The sequence below is a fragment of the Photobacterium galatheae genome (assembly GCF_000695255.1).
Taxonomy (GTDB): Bacteria; Pseudomonadota; Gammaproteobacteria; order Enterobacterales; family Vibrionaceae; genus Photobacterium; species Photobacterium galatheae.
In genome coordinates this window covers 123,394-149,154 of the sequence record NZ_JMIB01000021.1, presented here as the reverse complement: position 1 = coordinate 149,154, position 25,761 = coordinate 123,394, and the positions used below count along the sequence as shown (strand labels likewise).

Here is a 25,761-nt window from a genome sequence, read left to right as displayed (position 1 = left end):
AAAATGAAAAAAAAGATAATCTTAAGCGTTTTCATTGGAATTTTACTATCCGGATGTGAACAGGAGTCTGTTTCACGTTTGAATTCCAGAGATGATTCAGCCACAAAGAGTGCGGTGATAGAGAGAAAGCCAGCAAAACCAATGAGTATTGTTGATCAAAAAAATGCTCAACATTGGGATGATGGCAGAATTTACATCACTGAAAATAATTATATTCGCTATGTGGATGGAAGCAGTCAGCCAACATTTTATATTTATAAGGCGAAAGAGTGGCCAAAAGAAGATTTAAACAATCAATCTTCTTATGACTTACCTCGCGTCGTCTTTCGTTGGGATAATGGTGAAAGTGGTGATGCTCCTAAAGATGATTTCTATGAGCGTAGAGATAAAGTGTGGAGTATTAAAACTGACGGGACCGACTTACGCTTAGTCGCTGATGAATTTAACGGAATAGTCCAGTCGATAAAAATGTCCCCCAATAACCGATATTTGGCACTGTCGTATGGTGCAGAGGAAGGTGTTCTCAAAGTCATCAAGGACTTGAAGACTGGAGAATACACCGAGCTTGGAAGATATCGTGAAACAACTAATTTTTTATGGGCAGAAGACAGTAGCTATCTTTACTTTAGTGACAAATGGAAAAAATGGAAATATACCTTATCCACAAAAAAAATAGAAGAGGTTGATGTAAATTTCAGTAAGGCGTCAATAATATATGATGGAAAAAGGTATGTTGTCGATTCTCTTGGTGTAGGCATTTATGATGAGAAAAGAAACAAACTAATATCTTCAGTTATACCAAATACGGAAGGGGATATAGAATCACGAATATTTAGGAAAAGAACAATTAGTCCAACTGGGAAATATGTTTGGGTTGAGACATGGACGAAAAGGTATCTGATCGATACTTATCGTCAGACGTTTAATGCAGAAAATATAATTAAGAATAAAGTCGGAAGATATAGCTATTTTGAAATGCTTGGCTTAGGTGCTAATTATGTGAAGTTTGGCTCAGGAACAACAGCTGTATTTAAGCTGAATAATGAAAAAGAATTTGATGGGCATTATATGAAGTGGTCTCAAATTGGTACAGGACATACTGCATCAGAAGGTTCTTTATATAACGAGTTTGCAAATGATGGTGACTTTTTTAAGAATGTTGAGGTTTTCAAGTGAGTAATGTTTTAGAGCTGTCATCGAATTACCATATATTTTCTGCATTTTTTGATAAAGTCGAATCTAGTTCTGATGATAAAACATCTGCGGATGAAAATGAATCTAATTCTGAGGATGAATTATCTGCTGATAAATCAAAATCTAAAATTGGCGAAAAATATGAATTATTTCATAAATTATCAGATAATACTGAAAGTGTTAGATTAAAAAATGTTCGGCCATTATCTTTTATTCCTGTTGTTTCTGAATCAACTGGTGGTAAAAGAGAGCTCTGGGCAACAGATGCTAATTATAGGCTGTGTTCTTTAAGTGTCGGAAGTCAGAAAGGTGAATCGGAGTCAGAAAGTATATTAAATCATACCAGTCCGGTTCATCATTTAACACAAAGTCGTTATAAACTTATATTCCCACCCATTGATATGCTTATGAGATTAGCACAAGGGAATAAGACCTATGAAAATCTGTGTAAGGAAATTAAAGGAATCTCGGATAAGATTTCATCAGAAGCGATTGAGTTTGCAGTGACTGAAATTCATCCATCACAATTAGCTCCGGCTTTTAAAAAGGATGATCAAGGGAACTTAACAGATGAAAAAGAAAAATATAATGCCTGGCGAGAACGTATTGTAAATGAAAAAAGAAATATTAAAGGGTTTTTAGTACCCAGCGTTGCTACTTGTGTTGTTGTATTTTCAAACAAGGATTACTTGCATGCAACAGTTTCATTACAAAAGTATGACAAAAAAGGAAGTGAATTATTAAAGGGGAATTTATTATCGCAAGTTATCCTTCCAGATACGGCTGGGAATGTTGACGATAATACTAAGCCTTGCGCGGTTTTTCATTTAGACCCAGAATCATTCAATGATGGATATTATAGTATTACTGTTGTTTTCGATAAAATGCTTATGGCTAATAAAAAAATACCAGAATCTATATCCAGAGCGAATATCACTTTTGTTGGAGATCAGATTAATGATAGATATCAATATGAACTAAGAGAGTATATAAAAGTATCAGATAAAAACCCTCTCGGTAAGTTTGCAATTGTCTGTGGTGACATGATCTCACTTGAAGAGTCATTGATCTATCAGTTCCCGCAATATCTGGGACGTATGAAAAAATATCTGTCGGGTAAGTATGATCTCGAAGGTGTTTCGAGTCCTGCCATCAAGAGTTTGATGACGCTGAAATCAGTTGCTGCGACGACCACTCAAATTGCAGGTGGTTATGCATCGGGTACCTGGAGTCAGATGATTCAAAAAGAAGGTGAACTGAAAACATTTAATACAGTCAGTAAGCTGGTCTGGCAGAATATAAATACTGAATTACCTGAAGCAATGAAAGCAACGGGGGAATTATATTACGGCCTGTTTGCAGTGGCAGATGCCAAAGCGCAGTTCGATTTATACTTCAATGAAACCGATGCGATGAAGCGAAAAATCGGTTTAAAATCTCTATTCAGCGAGAAGTTTCTTGATGTAGCAGAGTTTAAAAAGTATTTAGGCAATTTCTCAAACGATATCAGAGGCAAAAACTGGATTGCTCTGTCTGGTCGCTTATCAGAAACCTGGTCTAGTGGTACAGCGGGCTGGGGAAGTCGTGGCGTGGGTTTAGTTGAAACGACTCAGACAGTCTATAAAATTTATGACACATCAAGCAAAGTGATTAAAAGTCAAAAAGAAACAGCACGAACGAAAGAGCAGCTTGATCAAATAGCATTTGATTATTTAAAAAATATTCCGGTGTGGCGAGAGTCGTTGTCTACAGAATCATCGAAAATTGATGAGGCTATTCTCAAGGCAACCGAAATATTAAATCAAAATATCGGTGGTGGTCATGCATCTTTGTTAACAGATGAAAGAGGTTCGGGGATAAAAGTCCTATTTAACTTCAATAGCAGAGATACAAATCTCAGCCAGAACCAAGGGGTGATTCAGGTTCTAACCGACGCCTTATTTTCTGAGCCGAGACTGAGAATTGAGATTGAAGGGCATGCTTGTCAGCTGGGCATGCCAGAAATTAACTTAACCATTTCGCATAAAAGAGCAATCAATGCGAGGGACTTGTTTCCAGAATCTTTGCATAACTCGATTACTGTAAAAGCTTTTGGTGACGCTGTCCCAATATATAGACCCAATGATGATAGTGAAATTAACCGGGATAATCCAAGGTTAAAAGATAACCGACGTGTGGAAATTCGAATTTATATTTCATCACTGGATGTTGTTTTCAACCCAAGTCGCTCCGGTTCACAGACACTTGAAAGAGGAAGGCTTGCAACACTTGCATCGATTAAGAAAGAACATGATGCTGAAGTTGATATGATCCTCGCGATCTTTGACGGATTACTTCAGATCGCTTCCCGTATGCCGATTATTGCACCAGCAGCGCGTGGGATCTTAATTGCAAAAGAAAGCGCTGGTGTTGCGAAATCCGCATTAACTGTACTCGATTCATTGCTGTTTGAACATGCAATAAATGAGTATTGGAGTAACTTTCAGAAGCTTTATCAGCTGCATTTCTTGTCCTTTATCAATATTGATTTAATCAAAGAATTTAATTCTGTGAATGTACAGATAGATAGGACTCACAAAAACTACGAGGACATGATTCAATTTCTGAATGAAGAAAGTACGAAGATGGAGCTTCTGAAGCGGTATCATCTTCGTTCCGTTGCACTGAATGGCCTGATGTACATTCTGGCATGGGTTAAAGGGAAGCATCATACAATTACAAATCACCTTCTGGAACAATATGATGTCAGTGGTTATTTAGAAACCTATGTGATGAAAGATGATTGGGTTTTGAATACAGTAGGGACAACGAATTTAGGCCTGGACTGGCTGAATGCCCGGGACTTTACAGTGGATGATTTATATCACCCCTACGATAAATATAATCGTTTGATGCCATTACCCATGACTATTTTAGGTAAGGTTTTCGAAAATAATGCATCAGCAAAATTTAATCGCGTATTCCCAATCCAAACAAAATTATTTGAAACTGGAAAAGAAAGCCTGTTTGAAGAATTTGCGAATAACTTTTCGATCATAGAGAGAACGATTGGAAAAAATGACATTGGCTTTTGTCGAATATTAGTTGCCGAACCCAATAGTGACGATTGGAAAGAGTATGATTATTGGCGAAACCCATATAGCACGAACAGAATTAGTCCTTTTCATAAGATGAAAGCGCAAGTGATTCTGAAACTAAATTATAATGAAGTGATTTCAGCGAAGCTAGGTTATGACAGAGTTGATGGTATTTTTGATGTAAGTGGACCTAAATTCGAGTCCCTGATTGTACCGATGAAAGTTGACAGCTTTTCATCTGATCCTCATGAAAGAATCAAAGAATATTATAATTACAAAAATGAAGAAACTTTACTCGGTTTTGAGTTTGTACCCTTTTATCAATTTGGTGAGGCCAAAATACATGGTTTGAAACCATTGACAAGTAAAAGTCGAATCGCAAAGGAAATCGTGAATTATCCGATTGGTTTTCTGAAGAAAATCTATTATGACTTGGTTCTTGATAAGCAATATAAAATGCCGGTTGATAATTTCGATTGGTATGTGAGAACCGGTGGGTTTCGAGAGATGGAATACGCTTTATGGATGAAGACAGGTGCTGTTTCAATCAAACTGCCACCATTTTATTCTGAGGTGAATCATCGTATGAATGAGCTTGATGATTTTGACTCTGAACTGAAATATGGTGTTCATGGGGAAAACAGTTCGACTGTGACTATTCCGACAAGTTTTGGAGAAAAAGCGATGATTCTCCGTGAAAAAGACTTGTTGAATGAATCTTTCACATCAGCCAGCGATACAAAATCAAAAAATGTGGTTCCTATTGTAGATAGTATCGACAAGTATTACTTAGGATTCAGAACAGCAGCATCAGGAATTAGGGTTTTCTCAAGTTCTGGTAAGTATTATAAAGCTATCTGGTCGGATGAAACTAGCAGAGAATATAAACAATCTGAGGAAAATCCACAGTCTTTTTATATTTTGTTTCTCGCCAAAAAAACAAACCGTGACTTATACGAAAAAGCTCGAATGGACTGGCAAAAAGTTGCAATGAATCTGCAACTTGAAATTGCAGATAATAGTATATTGGATTCATTTGTTGATACAGTTGATGATAGTTTTGCGATCTCTATTGGTGTCAATGCAATGCCACCTAGCGCTGCAACTGTGGATGCAGCAAAGGTGCTAAACGACAAAAAAACACTGGGTCCTATGTATAGATCATGTGCATATTACCAGGGAGATTACGCCTTTAACCCCACTTTGGAGCCAACCTTCAGAGCTTATTGGGAGTTCACCAATAAAGATAAGGTGAAAGGGAAGAATAGCAGTGAACTAGAGTCATTCATCAGGTTAGCATTGCGTGATAAAGAAGAGCTAGATAAAAAATCAACCTATGCAGTATACGCAATGGAAGTGCCAATTTCTTATACCTCGCCAACCGGATTGAAAGTGAAAGGGTTAAGACCATTTGGCTGTGTTCTGAAAAGTGATGAAGTGAAACTATCTGTGAATGTATCACAAAGTGACCTTTCTTCTTCTGAGGTGTTCAAAGTATTTAATAAAATTAACATTGTTCTTCCTGGCATAAAAAATATGACTTGGGTTAAACCTTGGGTGAAACAACCGGAAAGTTATCAAACTGATGGTGTCGATAATACTGCTGCAGAGCAATGGCGGTCTTTAACGAATACCCAAAGAGAAGACGTTGTGAAAGATTGGATCGAGAATCAGCCAACAGTTGTTGAAGCACCGATGATATTGGAGAGACCTGCTCCTCAAGTAAACCCAGTGAATCATCCGATTAGTAGATAATCAATTGTTGAAATTATATCTGAAAATCAGGTGATGGTAGGAAAGCGCCTTCTGAAGGGGGCGCTTTTGAATATCATCAGCCAAGAAATGGTGTGCTTCATGTCGACTTATCTTCAAGAATCTTTCTCCTCAACTCAGCTTTATCATTGAGGTGGTTGAAGTCGCTTATGATTGAGGCCACTGATAAAAATGGTTCGAAATGTGTCAGTCCCATTAGTCTATGAAAAAGTGGTAATCGCCAGTCTTCTGGCAGGATCAGAGTGATAAAAATGAAAAAAAAGATAATTTTAAGTGTTTTCATTGGAATCTTGCTATCCGGATGTGAACAGGAGTCTGTTTCACGTTTGAACTCCAGGGATAATTCAGCCGAAAAGAGTGCGGTGATAGAAAGAAAGCCAGCAAAACCAATGAGTATTGTTGAGCAAAAAAATGCTCAACATTGGGATGATGGCAGAATTTACATCACTGAAAATAATTATATTCGGTATATGAATGGAAGCAGTCAGCCAACATTTTATATTTATAAGGCGAAAGAGTGGCCAAAAGAAGATTTAAACAATCAATCTTCTTATGACTTACCTCGCGTCGTCTTTCGTTGGGATAATGGGGAAAGTGGTGACGCGCCTATAGATGATTTCTATGAGCGTAGAGATAAAGTGTGGAGTATTAAAACTGACGGCACCGACTTACGCTTAGTCGCTGATGAATTTGATGGAATCGTCCAGTCGATAAAAATGTCCCCCAATAACCGATATTTGGCACTGTCCTATAGTACGGATGAAGGTGTATTTAAGGTGATTAAGGACTTGAAAACTGGAGAATACGCTGAACTTGGGAAATATCCAGAAACAACGAATTTTTTATGGGCAGAAGACAGTAGCTATCTTTACTTTAGTGACAAATGGAAAAAATGGAAATATACCGTACTCACAAAGGAAATAGAAAAATTTGATGTTAAATTTAGTAATGCATCAATCGTATATGGTGGGAAAAGATATGTCGTCCATGATTTTGGTGCTGGTATTTATGATGAAAAAAACAATAAACTATTATATGCAGTTATCCCAAACCAGGAAGGGGATATAGAATCACAAATATTTAGGAAAAGAACAATTAGTCCAACCGGGAAATATGTTTGGGTTGAGACATGGACGAAAAGGTATCTAATTGATACTTATCGCCAGACGTTTAATGTAGAAGAAATAATCCCAAACAAGCTCGGTAAATATTATGACTTTGAGATGATTGGCTTAGGTGCTAATTATACGAAGCTTGGTTCCGCATCAACTGCTGTATTTAAGCTGAATGGCAAAAAAGAATATGATGGAAGCTATGTAAAATGGTATCAAATCGGTACTGGACAAAGTGCATCCGAGGGTTCTTTATATAATGCATTTGCGAATGATGGTGGGTTTTTTAAGAATGCTGAGGTTTTCAAATGAGTGAGATTTTAGAGTTTCCATCGAATTACTATATATTTTCAGCATTCTTTGAGAAAAGTAAATCTGACTCTGGATTAGAAATATCCGACATGAAAAATAAATATACCTTGGAATATAAATATGAAAATTTCCATAAATTATCAGATGATACTGAAAGTGTTAGATTAAAAAATGTTCGGCCATTATCTTTTATCCCTGTTATTTCTGAATCAGCTGATGGTGTCGATAATACTGCTGCAGAGCAATGGCGGTCTTTAACGAATACCCAAAGAGAAGACGTTGTGAAAGATTGGATCGAGAATCAGCCAACAGTTGTTGAAGCACCGATGATATTGGAGAGACCTGCCCCTCAAGTAAATCCAGTGAATCATCCGATTAGTAGATAATCAATTGTTGAAATTATATCTGAAAATCAGGTGATGGTAGGAAAGTGCCTTCTGAAGGGGGCGCTTTTGAATATCATCAGCCAAGAAATGGTGTGCTTCATGTCGACTTATTTTCAAGAATCTCTCTCCACAACTCAGCTTTATCATTGAGGTGGTTGAAGTCGCTTATGATTGAGGCCACTGATAAAAATGGTTCGAAATGTGTCAGTCCCATTAGTCTATGAAAAAGCGGTAATCGCCAGTCTTCTGGCAGGATCAGAGTGATAAAAATGAAAAGAAAGATAATTTTAAGTGTTTTTATTGGAATCTTGCTATCCGGATGTGAACAGGAGTCTGTTTCACGTTTGAACTCCAGGGATGATTCAGCCGAAAAGAGTGCGGTGATAGAAAGAAATCCAGCAAAACCGATGAGTATTGTTGAGCAAAAAAATGCCCAACATTGGGATGATGGCAGAATTTACATCACTGAGCATAACTATATTCGGTATAAAGATGGGAGTAGTCAGTCAACATATTATATTTATAAGGCAAAAGAGTGGCCGAAAGAAGATTTAAACAATCAATCTTCTTATGACTTACCTCGTGTCGTCTTTCGTTGGAATAATGGAGAAAGTGGTGACGCGCCTAAAGATGATATCTATGAGCGTAGAGATAAAGTGTGGAGTGTTAAAACTGACGGGACCGACTTACGCTTAGTCGCTGATGAATTTAACGGAATGGTCCAGTCGATGAAAATGTCCCCCAATAACCGATATTTGGCACTATCGTATGGTGCAGAGGAGGGGGTGATAAAAGTCATCAAGGATTTGAAGACTGGGGAGTACACTGAGCTTGGGAAATATCGAGAAACAACTGATTTTTTATGGGCGGAAGACAGTAGTTATCTTTATTTTAGTGATGAATGGAAAAAATGGAAATATACTTTATCGACAAAAGAAAAAGAAATGATAGATATTCATTTTAGTAAATATTCTACAGTATATGGTGGGAAACGGTATGTTGTCGATGACCTGGGTGTGGCAATTTATGATGAAGAAAAAAACAAGCTTTTATATACAGTTATACCTAATAAAAAAGGACATCTTAAATCTCGATTGTTCAGGAAAAGATCAATTAGTCCAACTGGGCAGTATGTTTGGGCGGAAACATTGGCTGATAGGTACCTCATCGATACTTATCGTCAGACGTTTGATAAAGAAGAAATAATTCCAAATAAGACTGGTAAATATTATGATTTTGAGATGATTGGATTAAAAGCTAATTATGTAAAGTTTGGTTCAGCTGCAACAGTTGTATTTAAGCTCAGTAATAATAAAGAGTATGATGGAAACTATATAAAGTGGTATCAAATTGGCACAGGACAAAGTGCATCAGAGAGCTCTTTATATAATGCATTTGCGAATGATGGTGATTTTTTTAAGAATGTTGATATTTTCAAATGAGTGAGCTTCTGATGGGATCGATTGAAAAGCCTTTCGTTGTACAAAGCCTGAAGGGATCTTTCGGCTTGTGCAAACTGATGTGACCATCATCCCTATAGATGTGATGTTGAATCTGTCGCCGATGTTGAATAAATAAGGGGTTTCCATCGAGTCATAATTTGTCACCATCATCCCCCGTTGAGCACTTCTACGCTCAACTTCTTCTTTATCCCCCTGTACTACACTTACCCCAGACATTTCGCCTGAAACCACCTCAGTTTCAGGCGGATAAGTCATCTTTATATTTCCGTTGACCCTGTTTGACCGAACGCCTTTGACCGGAGTGAACCATGGCTGATTTTTTTGGGTTTGATGCGTTTTCACCGAAGCAAATCGCTGAAAAGGTGGATAGCGTCGGGGTGATGAAAGCGCGTTTGCCGTTGTTGTCGATGGTGATGCTGGGTGTGCTGGCCGGGGCGTTTATTGGCCTGGGTGCGCTGTATTTTGTCCTGATCAAGTCGGATGCGAATCTGGGGTTTGGCACCAGTCAGATGCTGGGGGGCGTGGCATTTTCTCTGGGCTTGTTGCTGGTGGTGGTGGCCGGGGCTGAGCTGTTTACCGGGAATAATTTGCTTGCGATGGCCTGGGCGGATCAAAAAATCACGTCGTCGGAGTTGCTGAGAAACTGGTTGGTGGTGTGCGGTTCGAACTTTGTGGGTGCGGCGGGGCTGGCGGTTCTGGTGTATCTCTCGGGACACACCGCGCTGAATCAGGGGGAGATTGCGGAACGGTATCTTCAGATTGCGGCGGCAAAATGCAGCTTACCGTTCTGGACCGCTTTTTTCCGCGGGGTGCTGTGCAATATTCTGGTGTGCATGGCGATCTGGATGGCCATGGCCGGGCGGAGTGTGGTGGATAAAGCGATTGCAATTGTTTTTCCGATCTCTGCCTTTGTTGCGGCCGGGTTTGAGCACAGCATTGCGAACATGTTCTTCATTCCGCTGGCGATGCTGATTCAGACTTTTTCGGATTTAGCTACAGGGGCCGACTCTGTGACCTGGCTGGGGTTTATCGGGAATCTGATCCCGGTCATTCTGGGCAATCTGGTCGGGGGAAGTGTACTGGTTGGTCTGGTTTATTATGTGATTTACCTGAGAAAACCGGCTTCAGGCTCAGAGTAACCTTCATTTCTCCGGCGGCAAGAAAAACGTGCTACCTCAATTCACACAGGCCGGGGTTGCTATACTGAATGCCAGAACCCGCTGTTGGATTGTGAATGACCATGGCTTCTTCGATTGTGAAAACCGTCTGTCCTTTTTGCGGCGTCGGCTGCGGGATCAATCTGAAAGTTGACGCGCAGGGAAATCTGACCGGCGTTGAACCGCAACGCAGTCATCCTGTCAGTCGCGGTAAGTTGTGTGAAAAGGGCTGGAGTACAGCTTATGCTATCCGGCCAGATAACCGAATTACCGAACCTTTAAAACGCATTCACGATCGTTTTTATCCGGTGAGCTGGGATGAGGCACTGGACACCATCAGCGAAACCTTACAGGACATTCTGGCAGAATCCGGCCCTGAGTCGGTGGGTGTGATCAGCAGCGCCCGTGCCACCAACGAAGATAACTACGCCGCTCAGAAATTTGCCCGTGCCGTTCTGAAAACCAACAACATCGACCATTGCGCCCGGATTTGTCACAGCCCCACAGTGGCCGGACTCAAGCAAACGCTGGGTTCCGGGGCGATGACCAACAGCACCCAAGATATTTTTGAAACCGAGCTGATCGTGGTGATCGGCGCGGATCCGACTGAAAATCACAGTGTCTTTGGCGGGCAGATTTTTGAAGCGAAGCAGCGCGGGGCGAAGCTGGTGGTGATTGATCCCCGCGTCACCCGGCTGGCGAAAGTGGCGGATATTCATGTTCAGCTCAAACCGGGCAGTAATATTGCGCTCATCAATGCGATGCTTCATGTCATCCTCAAACAGAATCTCCACAATCAATCTTTTATCAGTCAGCGGTGTGATGGGTTTGATGCGCTGGCCCGAAACGTGGCAACCATCACCCCGGAGTCGGTTGAATCCTGTACCGGCGTCAGTGCTGATGTGATCCGTCAAACCGCGATGCTTTACGGACAGGCCCAGAGGGCCATGATCCTATACGGGATGGGAATTACCCAGTTTGTCAGCGGTACCCAGAATGTGATTGCGTTGTCGAATCTGGCACTGGTTTGCGGACAGATCGGCCGTCCCGGCACCGGAATCAATCCGCTCCGAGGCCAGAATAATGTGCAGGGCGCCTGCGATATGGGATGCCTGCCGAATGTCTATCCCGGTTATCAGGCGGTCGATGATCCGTCGGTGCAACAGAAATTTGCCCGGGCCTGGGGAACACAAGTCGCAACGACACCCGGTCTTACATCACTGGGGATGACCAAAGCGACACTGGCGGGTGATTTTCGGGCCCTGATCATTTTCGGCGAAGATCCGGTTGTGACCGATCCGGATCAGAATCATGTCCGTGCGGCAATGAAAGCGATGGATTTGCTGGTGGTTGCGGAACTGACGATGACAGAAACCGCCAAACTGGCCGATTATATTTTGCCTGCGGCTTCTTTCGCGGAAAAAGAGGGGACGTTTACTAACTGTGAGCGACGGGTCCAGCATGGGTCACAGGCACTGCAACCGCCGGGTTCAGCCATTGGCGACTGGCAGTGGCTGAAAGCACTGGCTGCGAAGCTGGGCAGCGATGCGCTGAACTGGTCAGACAGTGAAGCCGTGTTTGATGAAATGGCGGCGCTGACGCCTTCTTATCAGAGTATGTCTTATCCGGGCATCATGCGTGCGCACGGTTTACAGTGGCCTTGTCATCCCGGTGCGCCTGAAGGGACTGCAATTCTGCATCAGAGCACTTTTCCGATTGGCAAAGCACGGTTAATTCCGGTGCATCAGATTGAAATTGATGAAGCGGCGGATGAACAATACCCGCTGTTACTGACCACTAACCGGCTTCATTTCCATTACGGCTGTGGCTCGATGACCCGGAAATCGCCTTTGCTGGAACGGGAAATCCCGGCCGGGATCCTGTTTATCAATCCGGAAGACGCCCGGGCGCTGAAGATTCAGCGTTATTCGCCGGTGGGTATTCGTTCGCGACGGGGGTATGTCGAAACGCGGGCCATGATCACCGAGGATGTGCCGCCGGGGCTGGTCGCGATGCCGTATCACTTCAAGGAAGCACCGTCGAATCAGCTGACGAATACCGCGCAGGACCCCGTCACGAAAATGCCTGAGCTGAAGGCATGTGCAGTGTCGGTCTCGCCGTTGCCACCGGGTCAGGAACCCCGGGATATCGACCAGATACGGGAGGAACCTTAAGATGCAGCAATATGTGCTGGAATCATTACAGGTGCTGCAAGTGCACCTGTCCCGGGCGCGGCAGTTTTATCAAGTGGTGGAAAGTGAAGGTGAGGTATTCTGGCAGCCTATCCCGCAGGGGCCGTTTCCTGCGCTGACGTCGCAGCAGCCCCTCAGTTCAGCGAAAGGATTCTTCTTTGCTGAGCAGGAAAGTCTGTATGTGTTCGATGGTCAGTTTTTCCGCGAAACGATTCCGGCACCCGAACCTTTTGTGTTATTCGGCGTGCAAAGCTGCGACCTGATGGCGATTCATTATCAGGACATTTTTTTCGAACAGGACCCTTATTATCAGGCGCGGCGGCAGCAGGCCATACTGGTGGGCGTGGATTGCGTTCACCCGTGTGCGCAGGGCTTCTGCCATCTGGTGAATGCCGGGCCGGGTGTCAGAGATACCACGGCGGACCTGATTTTACATCCGCTTGAACACGGACAATGGCTGCTGATCGCGGTGACGGACGCTGGCAAGGCATCGCTGCAAGGGCTGACGCTGACGCCGGCTGCGGACCATGACAAGCATTCACGCTGGGATAACCTGAGCCATTGCGAGCAACAGTTTGAAGATCAGTCTTATATTCTGGAAGGCATTGAAAAGCTCAATCGTGATCAGCCGTCAGATGAATTCTGGCAGCAGGTGGCGATTCAGTGCATTGCCTGTTCCGGCTGCACCACACTCTGTCCGACCTGTTCCTGCTACAGTACGCAACAAGCCGCGATTGGAACAGACGATGCTTCCTGCAGTCAGGCTGCTTCTTATCCATCTAGCACACCCAAGGCTCGGCAGGTTCGATTCTGGGACTCCTGTTTGTACGAAGGCTTTCAGCGTGAAGCCAGTTTTCATAATCCCTCGGCGCAGGCCGGTGAGCGGGTGAAGCGTTTCTGGTACCACAAATTCAGCAATGATTTTTTGCCGGAATTTGGCCGGTATGGCTGTGTGGGGTGCGGGCGTTGCGAGCAGACTTGTCCGGGCGTGATTGGTGTTCATTCGGTCATGAAAAGGATTGTCAAAGATGCATAACCTGACACCAGCGGCCATCCGCCTGATTGATTTTTACGATGATGGCGAACATGCCCGTCATTTCCGGTTTCAATTGATGAATCCCGATCCCGGCGTATCATCTTCAGTCACTGCGGTACGCAACGATTGGATGCAGGCCAAAACCGGGCAGTTTTTCATGCTTTGTTTGCCTGCGGTCGGGGAAGCCCCTTTCACATTCACAGAGCTGCCTGACCAGCAAGGGTATTTTCGTGCATTGGTCCGGAAAATGGGGCAGGTTACGTCAGCACTGTTCCAATTGAAAGCGGGGCAGATTCTGGGGGCCAGAGGGCCGTATGGTGAAGGCTGGCCAATGGATCAGGTGATCAACAAAAGTATTCTGGTGGTCGGTGGCGGTTGTGGTCTGGCACCTTTGGTTGGCGTGGTCAACCAGCTAGTCGCGCAGAAAAATTACACCCAGATGATGGTGGTGTATGGCGCCCGCAGCCGTCAGGCAAGAATGCTGACGCCGGAGCGCAGGCAGTGGCAGCAGGCGATCCCGGTGTTGAACGCCATTGAAGACGGCGATCTTGAACCGGGTCAGCATGAATTCAGCGGCACGCCGGTCGATCTCCTGCCGATGGTGCTCAGTCAGTTTCATCAGGGCCCGGAGGTGGTGCTGCTGGCCGGGCCGCAGGCCATGATGTTTGCGGCGGCAAAACATCTGGTGACCAGCGGGGTTCCCGAACAGGGAATTTATTTGTCCATTGAGCGCCGTATGCACTGCGGGGTTCGAACCTGCGGGCATTGTTATCTGAAAGACAAGTATATCTGTTCTGATGGTCCGACTTTCCGCTGGGATGTCCTGCAAGCCTACATTCCTCAGAGTCCATGACGCACAAAGCCCATGGCAACAGATATCAGGTGCCGGTTACTCGTAACCGGCCGTGTTGATCTGGAACTTGAGTTCTGCCAGTGCGACTTGCTCGCAGCCTTTGGCGACCGAGTCCGGATTCAGGGAAATCGAATCAATGCCGCAATTGACCAGAAATTCAGCGAACTCAGGATGATCGGAGGGGGCTTGTCCGCAAATCCCAACCTTACAGCCATACTGGTGTGCCACGGTGATCACTTCCGCAATCATCTCTTTCACCGCATCGTCTCTGGCATCAAATAAGGGTTTCAGCTCGGCAGAATCCCGGTCGATCCCCAGCACAAGCTGCGTGAGATCGTTACTGCCGATTGAAAAGCCATCGAAGCGCTGTGCAAAGCGGTCGGCCAGAATGACATTCGAGGGAATCTCACACATCACATAGACTTGCAGGCCATTTTCGCCGCGTTTCAGGCCGGCTTCTGCCATGACGTCCAGCACTTTGTCGGCTTCACCCGTGGTGCGGCAAAAGGGAATCATCACAATGATGTTGTCAAATCCCATCGTTTGCCGGGCTTTGACGATGGCCTGGCATTCCAGTTTGAAAGCTTCCCGGTAGAGCGGGTGATAATAACGCGATGCGCCGCGCAGCCCCAGCATTGGGTTCTCTTCGTTGAGTTCAAAAAACTCACCGCCTAGCAGCCCCCGGTACTCATTGGATTTAAAGTCTGACATGCGCACGATGACAGGTTTCGGATATTGCGAGGCCGCAATTTTGCCCACGCCCAGCGCCAGAAAGTCGACAAAGTAGTCCGGCTGATGGGCATAGTTCCGCGTGAGATCGCTGATAGATTGGCGAACTGATGGATCTGTTACTTTTTCAGGGTGGATCAGCGCCATCGGGTGGACGCGGATCTGACTGGAAATGATAAATTCGATCCGGGTCAGTCCGATCCCGGCAACCGGCAGTTGCCACCAGCGAAAGACACCGTCGGGCATCGCCGCGTTAATCATCACGGCGGTTCGGGTGTGTGGGATCGCATCCAGATCCACTTGCTGAGTTTCATACTTGAGAATGCCTTCATAGACTTTCCCGACGGCGCCGCCTGCACAACTTAAGGTGACCGCCTGACCTTGTGTCAGAGTTTGGGTCGCATGTTCGGTGCCGACAATCGCCGGGACTTTCAGTTCGCGACTGACGATAGCGGCGTGGCTGGTGGGGCCGCCAGTGTCTGTGATGATCCCGGCGGCTTTGCGCATCAGGGGCACCCAGTCCGGGTCCGTTCTTTCGGTCACCAGAATGGCGCCATCCGGAAACGCCTCTGTATTGTGCGGATCATTGATCTGAAAAACGGGACCAGTGGCAATGGCACTCCCGACACTGGCACCTTCCAGCAGCAGGGTGGATGTCTCTTTCAGGCGGTAATTGACCAGCACGGCCTGTTTTTTCTGAGATTCCACGGTTTCCGGGCGGGCCTGAACCAGATACAGCCCCTGAGCATCCTTCGCCCACTCCATGTCCATCGGGCAGCCGTAATGACGTTCAATCATCACCGCCCAGCGGGCCAGTTGCAGGATCTCATCATCAGAAAGGACCAGTGAGCAGCGTTCCTGTTCGGTCGTCGGCAGCGTGACGGTCTGTTTGTCGGTGAAGGGGAGCTTTTCAGGCGTGTGATCAGAAGAGGCGTCAGGCAGATCGCCCGTCGCATACACCATTTTCTGCTGCTTATTACCGGGCTGTTTTTCGATAATGGGTCGTATGCCGGCTTTCTCCAGCAGGGGCTTGTACACCATAAAACGGTCCGGGGTCACGCTGCCCTGAACAATAGTTTCGCCGAGTCCCCAGGCACCGCTGATCATCACCACATCGGGAAAACCGTTCTCGGTATCTAAACTGAACATCACGCCCGCCGCCTGAGATTCGATCATCTGCTGCACTCCGACAGACAATGCCACCTGCTGGTGAGCAAAGCCTTTCTCCTGACGGTAGACAATGGCCCGATCGGTATAGAGTGAGGCGAAACACAGTTTACAGGCATGCAGTACCTGTGCCTGTCCACGAATATTCAGGTAGCTTTCCTGTTGTCCGGCGAAGCTGGCATCTGGCAGATCTTCGGCGGTTGCAGAACTTCTGACTGCGACGCTGATATTGCTGCGGCCCAGTTGGTCACACAACTGCTGATAGGCATCGGTCATGGCATTTTGTTGTGTGTCCGTAAAGCTGCCCTGTGCGATTAACTGCCGGATCGCAGCGCCGGTGTCTGCCAGCGTCGCCGAACCGGTATCCAATGCAGCCAGCCGTTCGGCAATCGGCTCATCCAGTTGGTTCTGATGCAGAAAATCACGAAAGAGTTGCGCACTGGTGGCGAACCCTGTCGGCACCCGGATACCGGCTGCTTTCAATTGGCTGATCATTTCTCCCAGACTGGCATTTTTACCGCCCACACTGGGAATGTCGGTGGTACGTAACTGGGGATACCAATAGATCATCGGACTGGCAGGGCGCTGAGGATCAGAAGTCATACCGCTCTCCTTTGGCTGGCACGGATGTTCCGGCTGAACTCAAGCCGGGACTCACTTCATTTTAGAAGTTCGTCGCGGTGCAGCCTGAGAAAATGGTGTCTGATTGATCAGGCATCACAAGCCAGAAAGAATAACAAAAAGAATGAGTTTCGCTGTCTATCCTTTATTCGAAAGCGGTGTTTATCCAGAAAGCGATGCGTGTCTTTTCTGAACGGAACAGATTCGAAGTCAACAGGTTTGAACTGAATGGAGTGATACCAACCAATCATGCAAAATCGAACAAACAAAACATGGCATGAAATGACATCAGATGATGTCCTTCAGGCGTTACATGTCAGCCCAAATGGCCTTTCTCCCGAAGAGGCAGCATCGCGGCTTGATGAATACGGGTTGAATCGTTTGCCGGAACCGACAAAGGAAAATTGGGTGATCCGCTTTCTGCGGCATTTTCACAATATTCTCATTTATGTACTGCTCGGTTCCGCTGCCATGACGGCGGTATTGGGGCACCTGTCAGATACGCTGGTGATTCTGGCTGTTGTCATTGTGAATGCGATCATCGGTTTCATTCAGGAGGGGAAAGCAGAAGCGGCCATGGATGCTATCCGGCATATGCTCGCGTTGAAAGCGTCGGTGAGTCGGGACGGAATGCGTCACTTGATCGACGGGGAGATGCTGGTGCCCGGTGATATTGTCCTGCTCGAAGCCGGCGACAAGGTGCCGGCCGATCTTCGGTTGTTGCAGGTGAATGGACTTCAGGTTCAGGAATCAATTCTGACCGGTGAGTCTGTGCCGGTGAAGAAAGATTTGCAGCCCGTTGCTGTGCATACGCCCCTTGGTGACAGGGGTTGTATGGCCTACAGCGGGACGCTTGTGACCAGCGGGCTTGGCTGGGGGATTGTTGTTGCGACGGGAGCGAAGACGGAGATTGGTCGCATCAGTGGCATGCTGTCGACGGTAGAAACGCTGACGACCCCGTTGCTCAGGCAGATGGATGTGTTTGCCCGCTGGTTAACGGCGCTGATCTTATTGATTGCTGGGGTGCTGCTGGTCTTCGGACATTTCGTTGCCCGTTTCGAATTCACCGAGATATTTATGGCCGTGGTGGGTCTCTCTGTTGCAGCGATTCCGGAAGGGCTTCCGGCGGTCCTGACCATCACGCTTGCGGTAGGCGTGCAGGCGATGGCACGACGCAATGCCATTGTCCGGCGTTTACCCGCCATTGAAACGCTGGGGGCTGTGTCTGTGATCTGCACGGATAAAACCGGCACGCTGACCTGCAACGAAATGATGGTGGCTTCTGTGGTTACGGAAGCCCATATTTTTTCACTGGAGGGTGTCGGGTATGAGCCCAAGGGGGAAATCCGGCTCAATGATGCGATTGTCAGTGCCTGCGAACATGCCATTCTGGACGAGATCGGGCGGGTGGCTGCTTTGTGCAATGACGCTTCTTTGCATCATCACGAAGGGGGATGGGGGATTGTCGGTGATCCGATGGAAGGTGCATTACTGGTTCTGAGCAGTAAGATCGGCCTGGATCTTCAGGAGGAACTGGCCGGGTGGGTGCGAACCGATGTGATCCCGTTTGATGCAAAGCATCGTTTCATGGCGACCCTGAACCATGACCACGAAAATCATGCGTTTATCGCGGTGAAAGGCGCACCGGAGGAAATCTTGTCGATGTGCGCTTTTCAGCGCCGGGTTGCCGGAGGAAGTGACCCTCTGAACAAGGCATACTGGCATGAAAAGGCCGGGGAAATCGCCGGGCAAGGACAGCGCGTGCTTGCTTTTGCGGTGAAGCCAGTCCGGCCGGAGCATACGGTGCTGGAGTTGACCGATGTGGCACAGGAGTTGATCCTGATTGGCATGGTCGGGTTGATCGACCCGCCGCGTCCTGAAGCGATTGACGCCATTTCTGAATGTCATGCTGCCGGCATTCGGGTGAAAATGATCACCGGCGATCACAAGGATACTGCTGCGGCGATCGCGAAGAAGCTCTGCCTGCGAAATTCGGATCAGGTGCTCACGGGGGCTGATCTGGATGAAATGGACGATCAAACGCTGGCTGCAGCTGTGGTTGAAACCGATATCTTCGCCCGCACCAGTCCGGCGCATAAACTGCGGTTGGTGATGGCGCTGCAATCTCACGGGATGACGATTGCGATGACGGGCGATGGCGTGAATGATGCGCCGGCACTGAAGCGGGCGGATGCGGGCATCGCCATGGGACTCAAAGGGAGTGAGGCGGCCAAAGAAGCGGCTGACCTTGTGCTGGCCGACGATAATTTTGTGTCTATTGCTGCGGCGGTTCGTGAGGGGCGAACGGTTTATGACAATATCAAAAAAGTGATCAGCTGGACCTTGCCGACCAATGCCGGGGAAGCGATGACGATTGTCGTGGCGTTGCTTTTTGGCATGACGTTGCCGATCACCCCGATCCAGATTCTCTGGATCAATCTGATCACGGCTATCACGCTTGGGATTGCGCTGGCCTTTGAGCCGACGGAAAACAATACCATGCAACGTCCGCCCCGACGCCGGGATGAACCTTTGCTGACTGGCGAATTGGCCTGGCGGATCATTTTTGTCTCCGTCTTGTTACTGGGCGGCGTGTTCGGTATTTACGCCTATGCGGTTGAGCAGTCTTATTCGGTTGAACTGGCACGAACCATGGCCCTGAACACCTTAGTCGTGATGGAAATTTTTCATTTGTTTTTTATCCGGAATATTTACGGGACGTCGCTGAAATGGGCGCTGATCGCCGGCACAAAGGTCGTCTGGCTGACGGTGATCTGCGTGACTGCCGCGCAATTCGCCATCACTTATCTGCCGCCGCTCCAGACATTGTTTGCGACCGTTGCCGTGCCGTTTTGGGACGGGGTGATGATTGTGGTCGTTGGTCTCGTGTTTTTTGCGATCATCGAAATCGAGAAGCGGCTTCGGTTGCTGCTGAGCGAGATGCGCACCGGATCTCAGGAGTCATGACCTCATCAGAGCCATCAATTCAGGGGGCATCCAGATCATCGCCCCGCTTTAAAGCAATGTCTTGTGTACTGATGCGTCGTGTGAATCGCCCGCCAGTGCATCTGGCGATGGACTACACTTATTTTCTGAACCTTCTTTTCTTAAATAATCATCTGAAAACACATGAATTTCAGGCGGGACAGCCGCGGTTTCATTCAAAGTAGCAATCCTTGTTTCATCCAGGGAGGCGGCCATGTTACGGCTGGTTGATCTCTGCAAAGGGTATCAGGATGGCAACGAGTTTCATGCCGTGCTGCAAGGGGCCGCGCTGACACTCGACCGGGGCGAGCAGGTGGCGCTGATGGGCGAGAGCGGCTCTGGTAAGAGTACGCTGCTGAACCTGATTGCCGGACTGGACCGGGTCGATCAGGGTGAAATCTGGCTGGCGGGCACCCCGCTGCATGCGATCTCAGAGCGGGCGCGCACAGCATTCCGGCGACATCATATCGGGCTGATTTTTCAGCAGTTCAATTTACTGCCCACCTTAACCACACAGGACAATATTCAGTTTTGCCGCCAGCTTAAAGGGCTGCCGGATCAGCCGGAACTCTGGCGCAATATTGTGTCTGCACTGGATTTAAAACCCTTGCTGAAGCGATACCCGGAAGAGATGTCTGGCGGACAGCAACAACGGGCAGCGATTGCCCGTGCGCTGTATATGGAGCCGGATATTCTGCTGGCCGATGAACCGACGGGCAGTCTGGATGAGCGGAATGCGCAGGCGGTGATGCGGCTGTTGACGGGGCTGACCTCAAAACTCAATTGTTCACTGCTGCTGGTGACGCACAGTCAGCAGGTAGCGTCTTACATGAATGGCCGGGTGATGCTGAAGGGAGGCGTGCTGAATGCACAATCCGGTCTTTAATGCACTCTGGGGACATTATCGCCGTCACCCTTTGCAGATGGTGCTGCTCCTGCTCGGGCTGATCATGGGCATTGCGTTGCTGGTGGGCGTGCTGGCGGTCAACCAGCAGGCCAGAAGCAGTTACCGCGCCGGAGAAATGCTTTTCAAGACACCGTTCCGGTACGCCATCCGGCATGAACAGGCCGGAATGACGGTGCCGCAGGGGCTGTATATTCAATTGCGTCGTATGGGGTATACCCAGTGTGTGCCTTATGAGATGCACCGCATTGAGACCGCCGAAGCCGGAACACTGACACTGGTGGGGATTGACCCCTTGGTGATGCTGCCTTTTTCTTCGTCTTCCAGTGAATCGATTCAGTCTGTCACTCTGATTCAAACGCCGGGGCAGATTTGGATCAGCCGGCAACTGGCACAGATCAAGCAATTGTCCGACGGCCAGCGGCTGACCCTGAACACGGGCCGTGAGATTGGCCGGTTAGCCCTTGTTGATGATGATCGGATTCACGGTGCACGCTTGCTGGCCGATATGGGGCTGGTGCGGCAGTTGTTTCCGCGGTCAGGCTTCAACGCCGTATTTTGTGGGCAGCTCAGCCCGGATGAGCAGCAGGACATCCGTCAGTTGCTGCCGGGTGGGCTGACCCTGACCAAAAATGACCATGCCCATCTGGAACCTCTGACCCGGGCATTTCACCTGAATTTATTTGCCATGGGCATGCTCGCCTTTATCGTCGGTTTGTTTATCTTTTATCAGGCCATGTCGTTGTCACTGACGCAGCGTCAGTTTCTGGTTGGCTTGCTCTGTCAGAGCGGTGTATCCGGCTCGCAACTAGCGAAAGCATTGGGGATTGAGCTGGTGCTCTGGCTGGTGATCGGTGTGGTCGGCGGTAATGTGCTGGGGTTATTTCTGGCGCAGAAGCTGTTGCCGTCGGTCGCAACAACGCTGAGCGATCTTTATCAGGCCAATATTGCGCTGACAACCGGATGGCACTGGCAGTGGGGCGCGCTCAGTCTTGTGATTGCCCTTGGCGGCACGGTGATGGCCTGTGGCTGGCCGCTGGTTCGGCTGATCCGCACCCAACCGGCCCGGCTGACGGCGCATATGACGATGGTCAGAGGTAGCTGGCGTGAATTTATCTGGCAGGCATTGGTGGCGGCTTTGTTCATTCTGATGGCCGTTGTTATTTATTTTCTGGAGCACAATCAGTTCGCCGGGTTTGTGCTGATTGGCTGTTTACTGGCGGCCGCCGGGTTACTGATGCCGTTCCTGTTATGGGCCGCGTTCAAAGGGCTGGCAAAGTGGCTGCGTTCACCACGGCTCCGATGGTTTTTCAGTGATGCTGCCGCCAGCCTGAGCTACCGGGGCGTTGCTGCCATGGCCTTTATGCTGGCGCTGGCCGCCACGATTGGGATGGATACCATGGTGGGCAGTTTCCGGCAGGCCACACAAAACTGGCTCGGACAACGGTTGGCTGCCGATGTCTATGTTCAGCCGTCCACGCATCAGGCCACATCGGTTGACCGGTGGGCAGTCAGGCAGCCGCAGGTGAAGGCTGTGTGGTGGCGATGGCGTAATGAAGTGGCCGATGCACGTCACGAACAGCCGTTGCAGGTCTTCAGTATCGGAGAGTCGGCAGGAGAGCAGCGGTCGCTGCCAATGAAAGAGGCATTGGATGATTACTGGTCTTTACTGCATCGGCAGGGGCCGGACAAAGTTTTTCTTGCCAGTGAATCCCTTGCGCTCAGAAACCAGTGGCAGCCCGGCCAAACGGTCGATTTACCGCCAAGGCTGGGGCAGGGTTGGCGATTGGCAGGCATCTATTACGATTACGGCAATCCTTATGGTCAGATTTTCGTGTCAGAGCCGGTGTGGCAGCAGCTGTTTCACCGAGAGGGGAAAGTCAGTCTGGCGATTCATCTCGGTCATGACAATAAAGCGATTCAGATGATGATGGATCAGATACAGAAACGCTTCGGTCTGAAGGCCAATCAGGTACGTGATCACAGCCAGATCATGCATCAGGCCATGGCGGTGTTCGACCGGACTTTCATTGTCACAGCGACCTTAGGAAAACTGACCCTGTTCGTTGCTGTCGGCGGTTTATTTATTGCGACTATCGCGGGTGAAATCTCCCGGCAACGGCAGTTTGCTCTGTTGCGCTGTATGGGCATGACCGGCAAAGAACTGGCATTGCTGGGGGGCGGTCAGTTGCTGGCGATTGGGGCCATGACAGCGCTGATTGCTTTGCCACTGGGGTTGCTGCTGGCTCAGTTGCTGATTGATGTGGTGTTGAAATACTCCTTCGGCTGGACCATGCCGGTTCGTTTTTTCCCTTGGCAGTATCTGTTTTCGTTAGGGACTGCACTGGCGGCACTTTTGCTGGCTGGTGCGTGGCCCGTCTGGCGGCTGGTCCGGCGTTCTGCCATGTTGTCGCTGCGGGAGGCTTTCTGATGCAAAGACGGCAAATCTGGCAGACGTGGTTCTCGTGGGGGCTGTTGATCCTGTTAAGCCTGTTGTTGCTCGGCTGTGAGCCGGAATCTCCGGAGAACAGAACTTTGGCCGTGCTGTCGCAGCAGAATGATGCCGGGTTTGAGCAGGTGAAACCGGGGCAGCCGCTGATTTTCCCTCAGGATCATCTCAGTCATCCCGGTTTCCGGGTGGAATGGTGGTACCTGACGGCGAATCTGACCTCTGAATCCGGCCAGTGGCTTGCGGTGCAATGGACGCTGTTCCGAACGTCGGCCCGACCGAATCAGAGCGATGTACTGGCAACTGGCTGGCAAAGCCCGCAGCGGTTTATGGCACATGCTGTGGTCACGACAGCGGAGAAACGCTGGCAGGCGGAGCGCTTTGCGCGCGGTGGCATCGGACAGTCGGGTGTGACGGCGGAACCATTCACATTGTGGCTGGATAACTGGCGGTGGCAGGGGCAGGGGGGATCTCCTTTTCCTGGAACTTTAACGTTTCGGGATCAACAGATGGATGTGACGCTGAAGATGCGCAGTTATGGCAACCGGGTTTTGCAAGGCGATGGCGGATACAGCCAGAAGGATCCGGCTGATCCCAGGCTGGCATCCTACTACTACAGTATGCCTTTTCTGTCGGTGGACGGTGAGATTCGTCTGGATGGCGTCCTGTATCAAGTGAAAGGGGAAGGGTGGTTCGATCGGGAATGGAGCAGTCAGTCACTGTCTGAACATCAGCAAGGCTGGGACTGGTTTTCTATCCATCTGGATGATGGCCGGGCACTGATGCTCTATCAGTTACGCAGTCACCAACATCCGGCTTATACCTTTGGCAGCCTGAGTTGGCCGGATGGCAAGAGCATCCCGATTACTCAGGGACAGGCCAGTCTGACACCGATACGAATGGCAAAATTACGAACCGCAATTCAGGCAAGCGACATTCAGGCTGAACGTGAATTCCCGGTGCGCTGGCATCTGGTGGTGCCTGAACAGCAGATCGAGTTAGATGTTCAGGCCCGACGGGACGATCAGTTGCTGCCGTTTCTTTTTCCCTACTGGGAAGGCCCGGTGACGGTGACAGGCAGCCATACCGGGCAGGGATTTATGGAACTGACGGGTTATTGATGAAACAGGCTACCGAATCTTTAACTGACGCGGAACCACTTCCACACCGGCACGGTAACGGCCAGCCGTGGCATTCAGCGCGAGTTCCAGCGCACTGTCGGCAATGTCTTCGAACTGCTGGGGCAAGGAGTGAATGCGCATCGGCAGAAAATCCAGCAGGCGGTGATCACCAAAGGTCGCAAGCTGAGTCGTTTTCATCAGTGCCGGATGCGACAGGAAGCAGTCCAGCATGCCTTCGAACAGGGCATACGAGGTGATCAGAATACTGTCGGGCACTGCATCTTCCTGAATCCACTGCTGCAACAGGCGCTGCCCTTCTTCCGGGCTGAAATGATCGCCATACAGGGTTTTCGACGCGAGTGTCGCGTTGCCCAGATCCCGAACTGCGGCTTTGAATCCCAGTTCACGCTGCTGAGAAATACCCAGTTCCGGTACGGCGCCGATCAGACCAATGGTTCGGGTGTCCGGCTGAATCAATTGTTTGGTCAGCGCATAAGCGCCGTCATGATCTTCACTGATCACACAGGCAAAGAATTCATCATCGAGACCTCGGTCAATGGCAATGACCGGGACGCCGGCAGTCTGGATTTCACGATAAAACGGATGGTCGGCCGACAAGCTGCTGGCAACGATGAGGGCATCAATCCGTCGGCCGACTAAGGTCTGGGCCACTTTCATTTCTGTCTCCGGCTCATCATCGGAGCAACTGATGATGAGCTGATAGCCTGCTTTCCGGGCATCTCGTTCCAGCAGCTTCGCCAGTTTGGCATAACTGCTGTTTTCCAGATCCGGAATGATCAGGCCCAGTGAGCGTGAACTGCCCGCCCGGAGGGCACTGGCGGCGTGATCCGGTTTGAAGTTGTGTTCTTCGACCACAGCCATCACTTTCTGCTGGGTTTTTTCGCTGATGCGGTACTGACTGGCCTTGCCATTGATGACATAGCTGGCCGTCGTCCGGGAGACTCCCGCCAGTTGGGCAATTTCATCTAGCTTCATGTTGTGTATTGACTCTAAAAATCAGGCAAAGTGTGGTTTGGATCATAGATTGAAAAAGGATCGAAAGTCCATTGTTTGCATTTCTTGCTGAATCGATCCAGCATGATGGCTGAAAGGTTTCAGCACTGTGTTACAGCTTATTCTATACTCACGGGTACATCGCTGAAACTTTTTATTTCTTTGTGGGCTGAATCGTTTCAGCTTTCATTGAAATGAAGCCAAACACTCAGTGGA

16 protein-coding genes are annotated in these 25,761 nt (G+C 48.5%); 13 read left to right on the top strand and 3 right to left on the bottom strand.

Features of this window, described 5'->3' with window-relative positions; translation table 11 throughout:
* Window positions 1-3: 3 nt before the first annotated feature.
* From EA58_RS10460 to EA58_RS10440, 5 genes are all read left to right on the top strand, one after another.
* Window positions 4-1,176 carry a hypothetical protein gene (locus tag EA58_RS10460; RefSeq protein ID WP_036752205.1) on the top strand — a complete coding sequence of 391 codons (1,173 nt, stop codon included), beginning with the start codon at window positions 4-6 and terminating at the stop codon, window positions 1,174-1,176.
* Window positions 1,173-6,026: an OmpA family protein gene (locus tag EA58_RS10455; RefSeq protein ID WP_036752202.1), complete on the top strand. Its 4,854-nt coding sequence runs from the start codon at window positions 1,173-1,175 to the stop codon at window positions 6,024-6,026. The genes EA58_RS10460 and EA58_RS10455 overlap by 4 nt, the downstream gene beginning before the upstream one ends.
* A gap of 269 nt (window positions 6,027-6,295) precedes the next feature.
* Window positions 6,296-7,468 (top strand): beta-propeller domain-containing protein, encoded by a 1,173-nt coding sequence (locus tag EA58_RS10450; RefSeq protein ID WP_036752199.1) that lies wholly within the window; start codon window positions 6,296-6,298, stop codon window positions 7,466-7,468.
* The gene (locus EA58_RS10445) at window positions 7,465-7,854 is read left to right on the top strand and encodes a hypothetical protein (RefSeq protein ID WP_036752196.1); all 390 of its coding nucleotides are present in this window, start codon (window positions 7,465-7,467) and stop codon (window positions 7,852-7,854) included. Before EA58_RS10450 ends, EA58_RS10445 begins: the two co-directional genes overlap by 4 nt.
* 269 nt (window positions 7,855-8,123) lie before the next feature.
* Window positions 8,124-9,296: a beta-propeller domain-containing protein gene (locus EA58_RS10440; protein ID WP_036752193.1), complete on the top strand. Its 1,173-nt coding sequence runs from the start codon at window positions 8,124-8,126 to the stop codon at window positions 9,294-9,296.
* Here the strand turns inward: EA58_RS10440 and EA58_RS21565 are convergent.
* Window positions 9,237-9,572 (bottom strand): hypothetical protein, encoded by a 336-nt coding sequence (locus tag EA58_RS21565; RefSeq protein ID WP_152547986.1) that lies wholly within the window; start codon window positions 9,570-9,572, stop codon window positions 9,237-9,239. The two genes, EA58_RS10440 and EA58_RS21565, sit on opposite strands and share 60 nt — an antisense overlap.
* A gap of 53 nt (window positions 9,573-9,625) precedes the next feature.
* Here EA58_RS21565 and EA58_RS10435 point away from each other — a divergent pair, with 53 nt between their 5' ends.
* The 4 genes from EA58_RS10435 to EA58_RS10420 all read left to right on the top strand — a co-directional run bounded on the left by EA58_RS10435 (window position 9,626) and on the right by EA58_RS10420 (window position 14,555).
* Entirely contained in the window at window positions 9,626-10,456 is an 831-nt protein-coding gene (locus EA58_RS10435) for a formate/nitrite transporter family protein (protein WP_036752190.1), read from the top strand.
* Between the two features lie 101 nt (window positions 10,457-10,557).
* Window positions 10,558-12,648: a formate dehydrogenase subunit alpha gene (fdhF, locus tag EA58_RS10430; protein ID WP_036752491.1), complete on the top strand. Its 2,091-nt coding sequence runs from the start codon at window positions 10,558-10,560 to the stop codon at window positions 12,646-12,648.
* Between the two features lies 1 nt (window position 12,649).
* Entirely contained in the window at window positions 12,650-13,702 is a 1,053-nt protein-coding gene (locus tag EA58_RS10425) for a 4Fe-4S dicluster domain-containing protein (RefSeq protein WP_036752187.1), read from the top strand.
* Window positions 13,695-14,555: an FAD/NAD(P)-binding protein gene (locus tag EA58_RS10420; protein WP_036752184.1), complete on the top strand. Its 861-nt coding sequence runs from the start codon at window positions 13,695-13,697 to the stop codon at window positions 14,553-14,555. Before EA58_RS10425 ends, EA58_RS10420 begins: the two co-directional genes overlap by 8 nt.
* 36 nt (window positions 14,556-14,591) lie before the next feature.
* Here EA58_RS10420 and ppsA read toward each other — a convergent pair whose 3' ends face one another.
* Window positions 14,592-17,054, bottom strand: a complete 2,463-nt coding sequence (gene ppsA / locus EA58_RS10415; RefSeq protein WP_081819621.1) for a phosphoenolpyruvate synthase — start codon at window positions 17,052-17,054, stop codon at window positions 14,592-14,594.
* A 267-nt stretch (window positions 17,055-17,321) separates the two neighbouring features.
* Between ppsA and EA58_RS10410 the strand changes: the two genes are divergently transcribed.
* The 4 genes from EA58_RS10410 to EA58_RS10390 all read left to right on the top strand — a co-directional run bounded on the left by EA58_RS10410 (window position 17,322) and on the right by EA58_RS10390 (window position 24,531).
* Window positions 17,322-20,039: a cation-transporting P-type ATPase gene (locus tag EA58_RS10410; RefSeq protein ID WP_036752182.1), complete on the top strand. Its 2,718-nt coding sequence runs from the start codon at window positions 17,322-17,324 to the stop codon at window positions 20,037-20,039.
* A 232-nt stretch (window positions 20,040-20,271) separates the two neighbouring features.
* Entirely contained in the window at window positions 20,272-20,943 is a 672-nt protein-coding gene (locus EA58_RS10400) for an ABC transporter ATP-binding protein (protein WP_036752177.1), read from the top strand.
* Window positions 20,924-23,392 (top strand): FtsX-like permease family protein, encoded by a 2,469-nt coding sequence (locus tag EA58_RS10395; RefSeq protein WP_036752174.1) that lies wholly within the window; start codon window positions 20,924-20,926, stop codon window positions 23,390-23,392. Before EA58_RS10400 ends, EA58_RS10395 begins: the two co-directional genes overlap by 20 nt.
* Window positions 23,392-24,531 (top strand): lipocalin-like domain-containing protein, encoded by a 1,140-nt coding sequence (locus EA58_RS10390; RefSeq protein ID WP_036752171.1) that lies wholly within the window; start codon window positions 23,392-23,394, stop codon window positions 24,529-24,531. The genes EA58_RS10395 and EA58_RS10390 overlap by 1 nt, the downstream gene beginning before the upstream one ends.
* Before the next feature lie 9 nt (window positions 24,532-24,540).
* Here EA58_RS10390 and cra read toward each other — a convergent pair whose 3' ends face one another.
* The gene (gene cra / locus EA58_RS10385) at window positions 24,541-25,527 is read right to left on the bottom strand and encodes a catabolite repressor/activator (protein WP_036752168.1); all 987 of its coding nucleotides are present in this window, start codon (window positions 25,525-25,527) and stop codon (window positions 24,541-24,543) included.
* Window positions 25,528-25,761 lie beyond the last annotated feature (234 nt).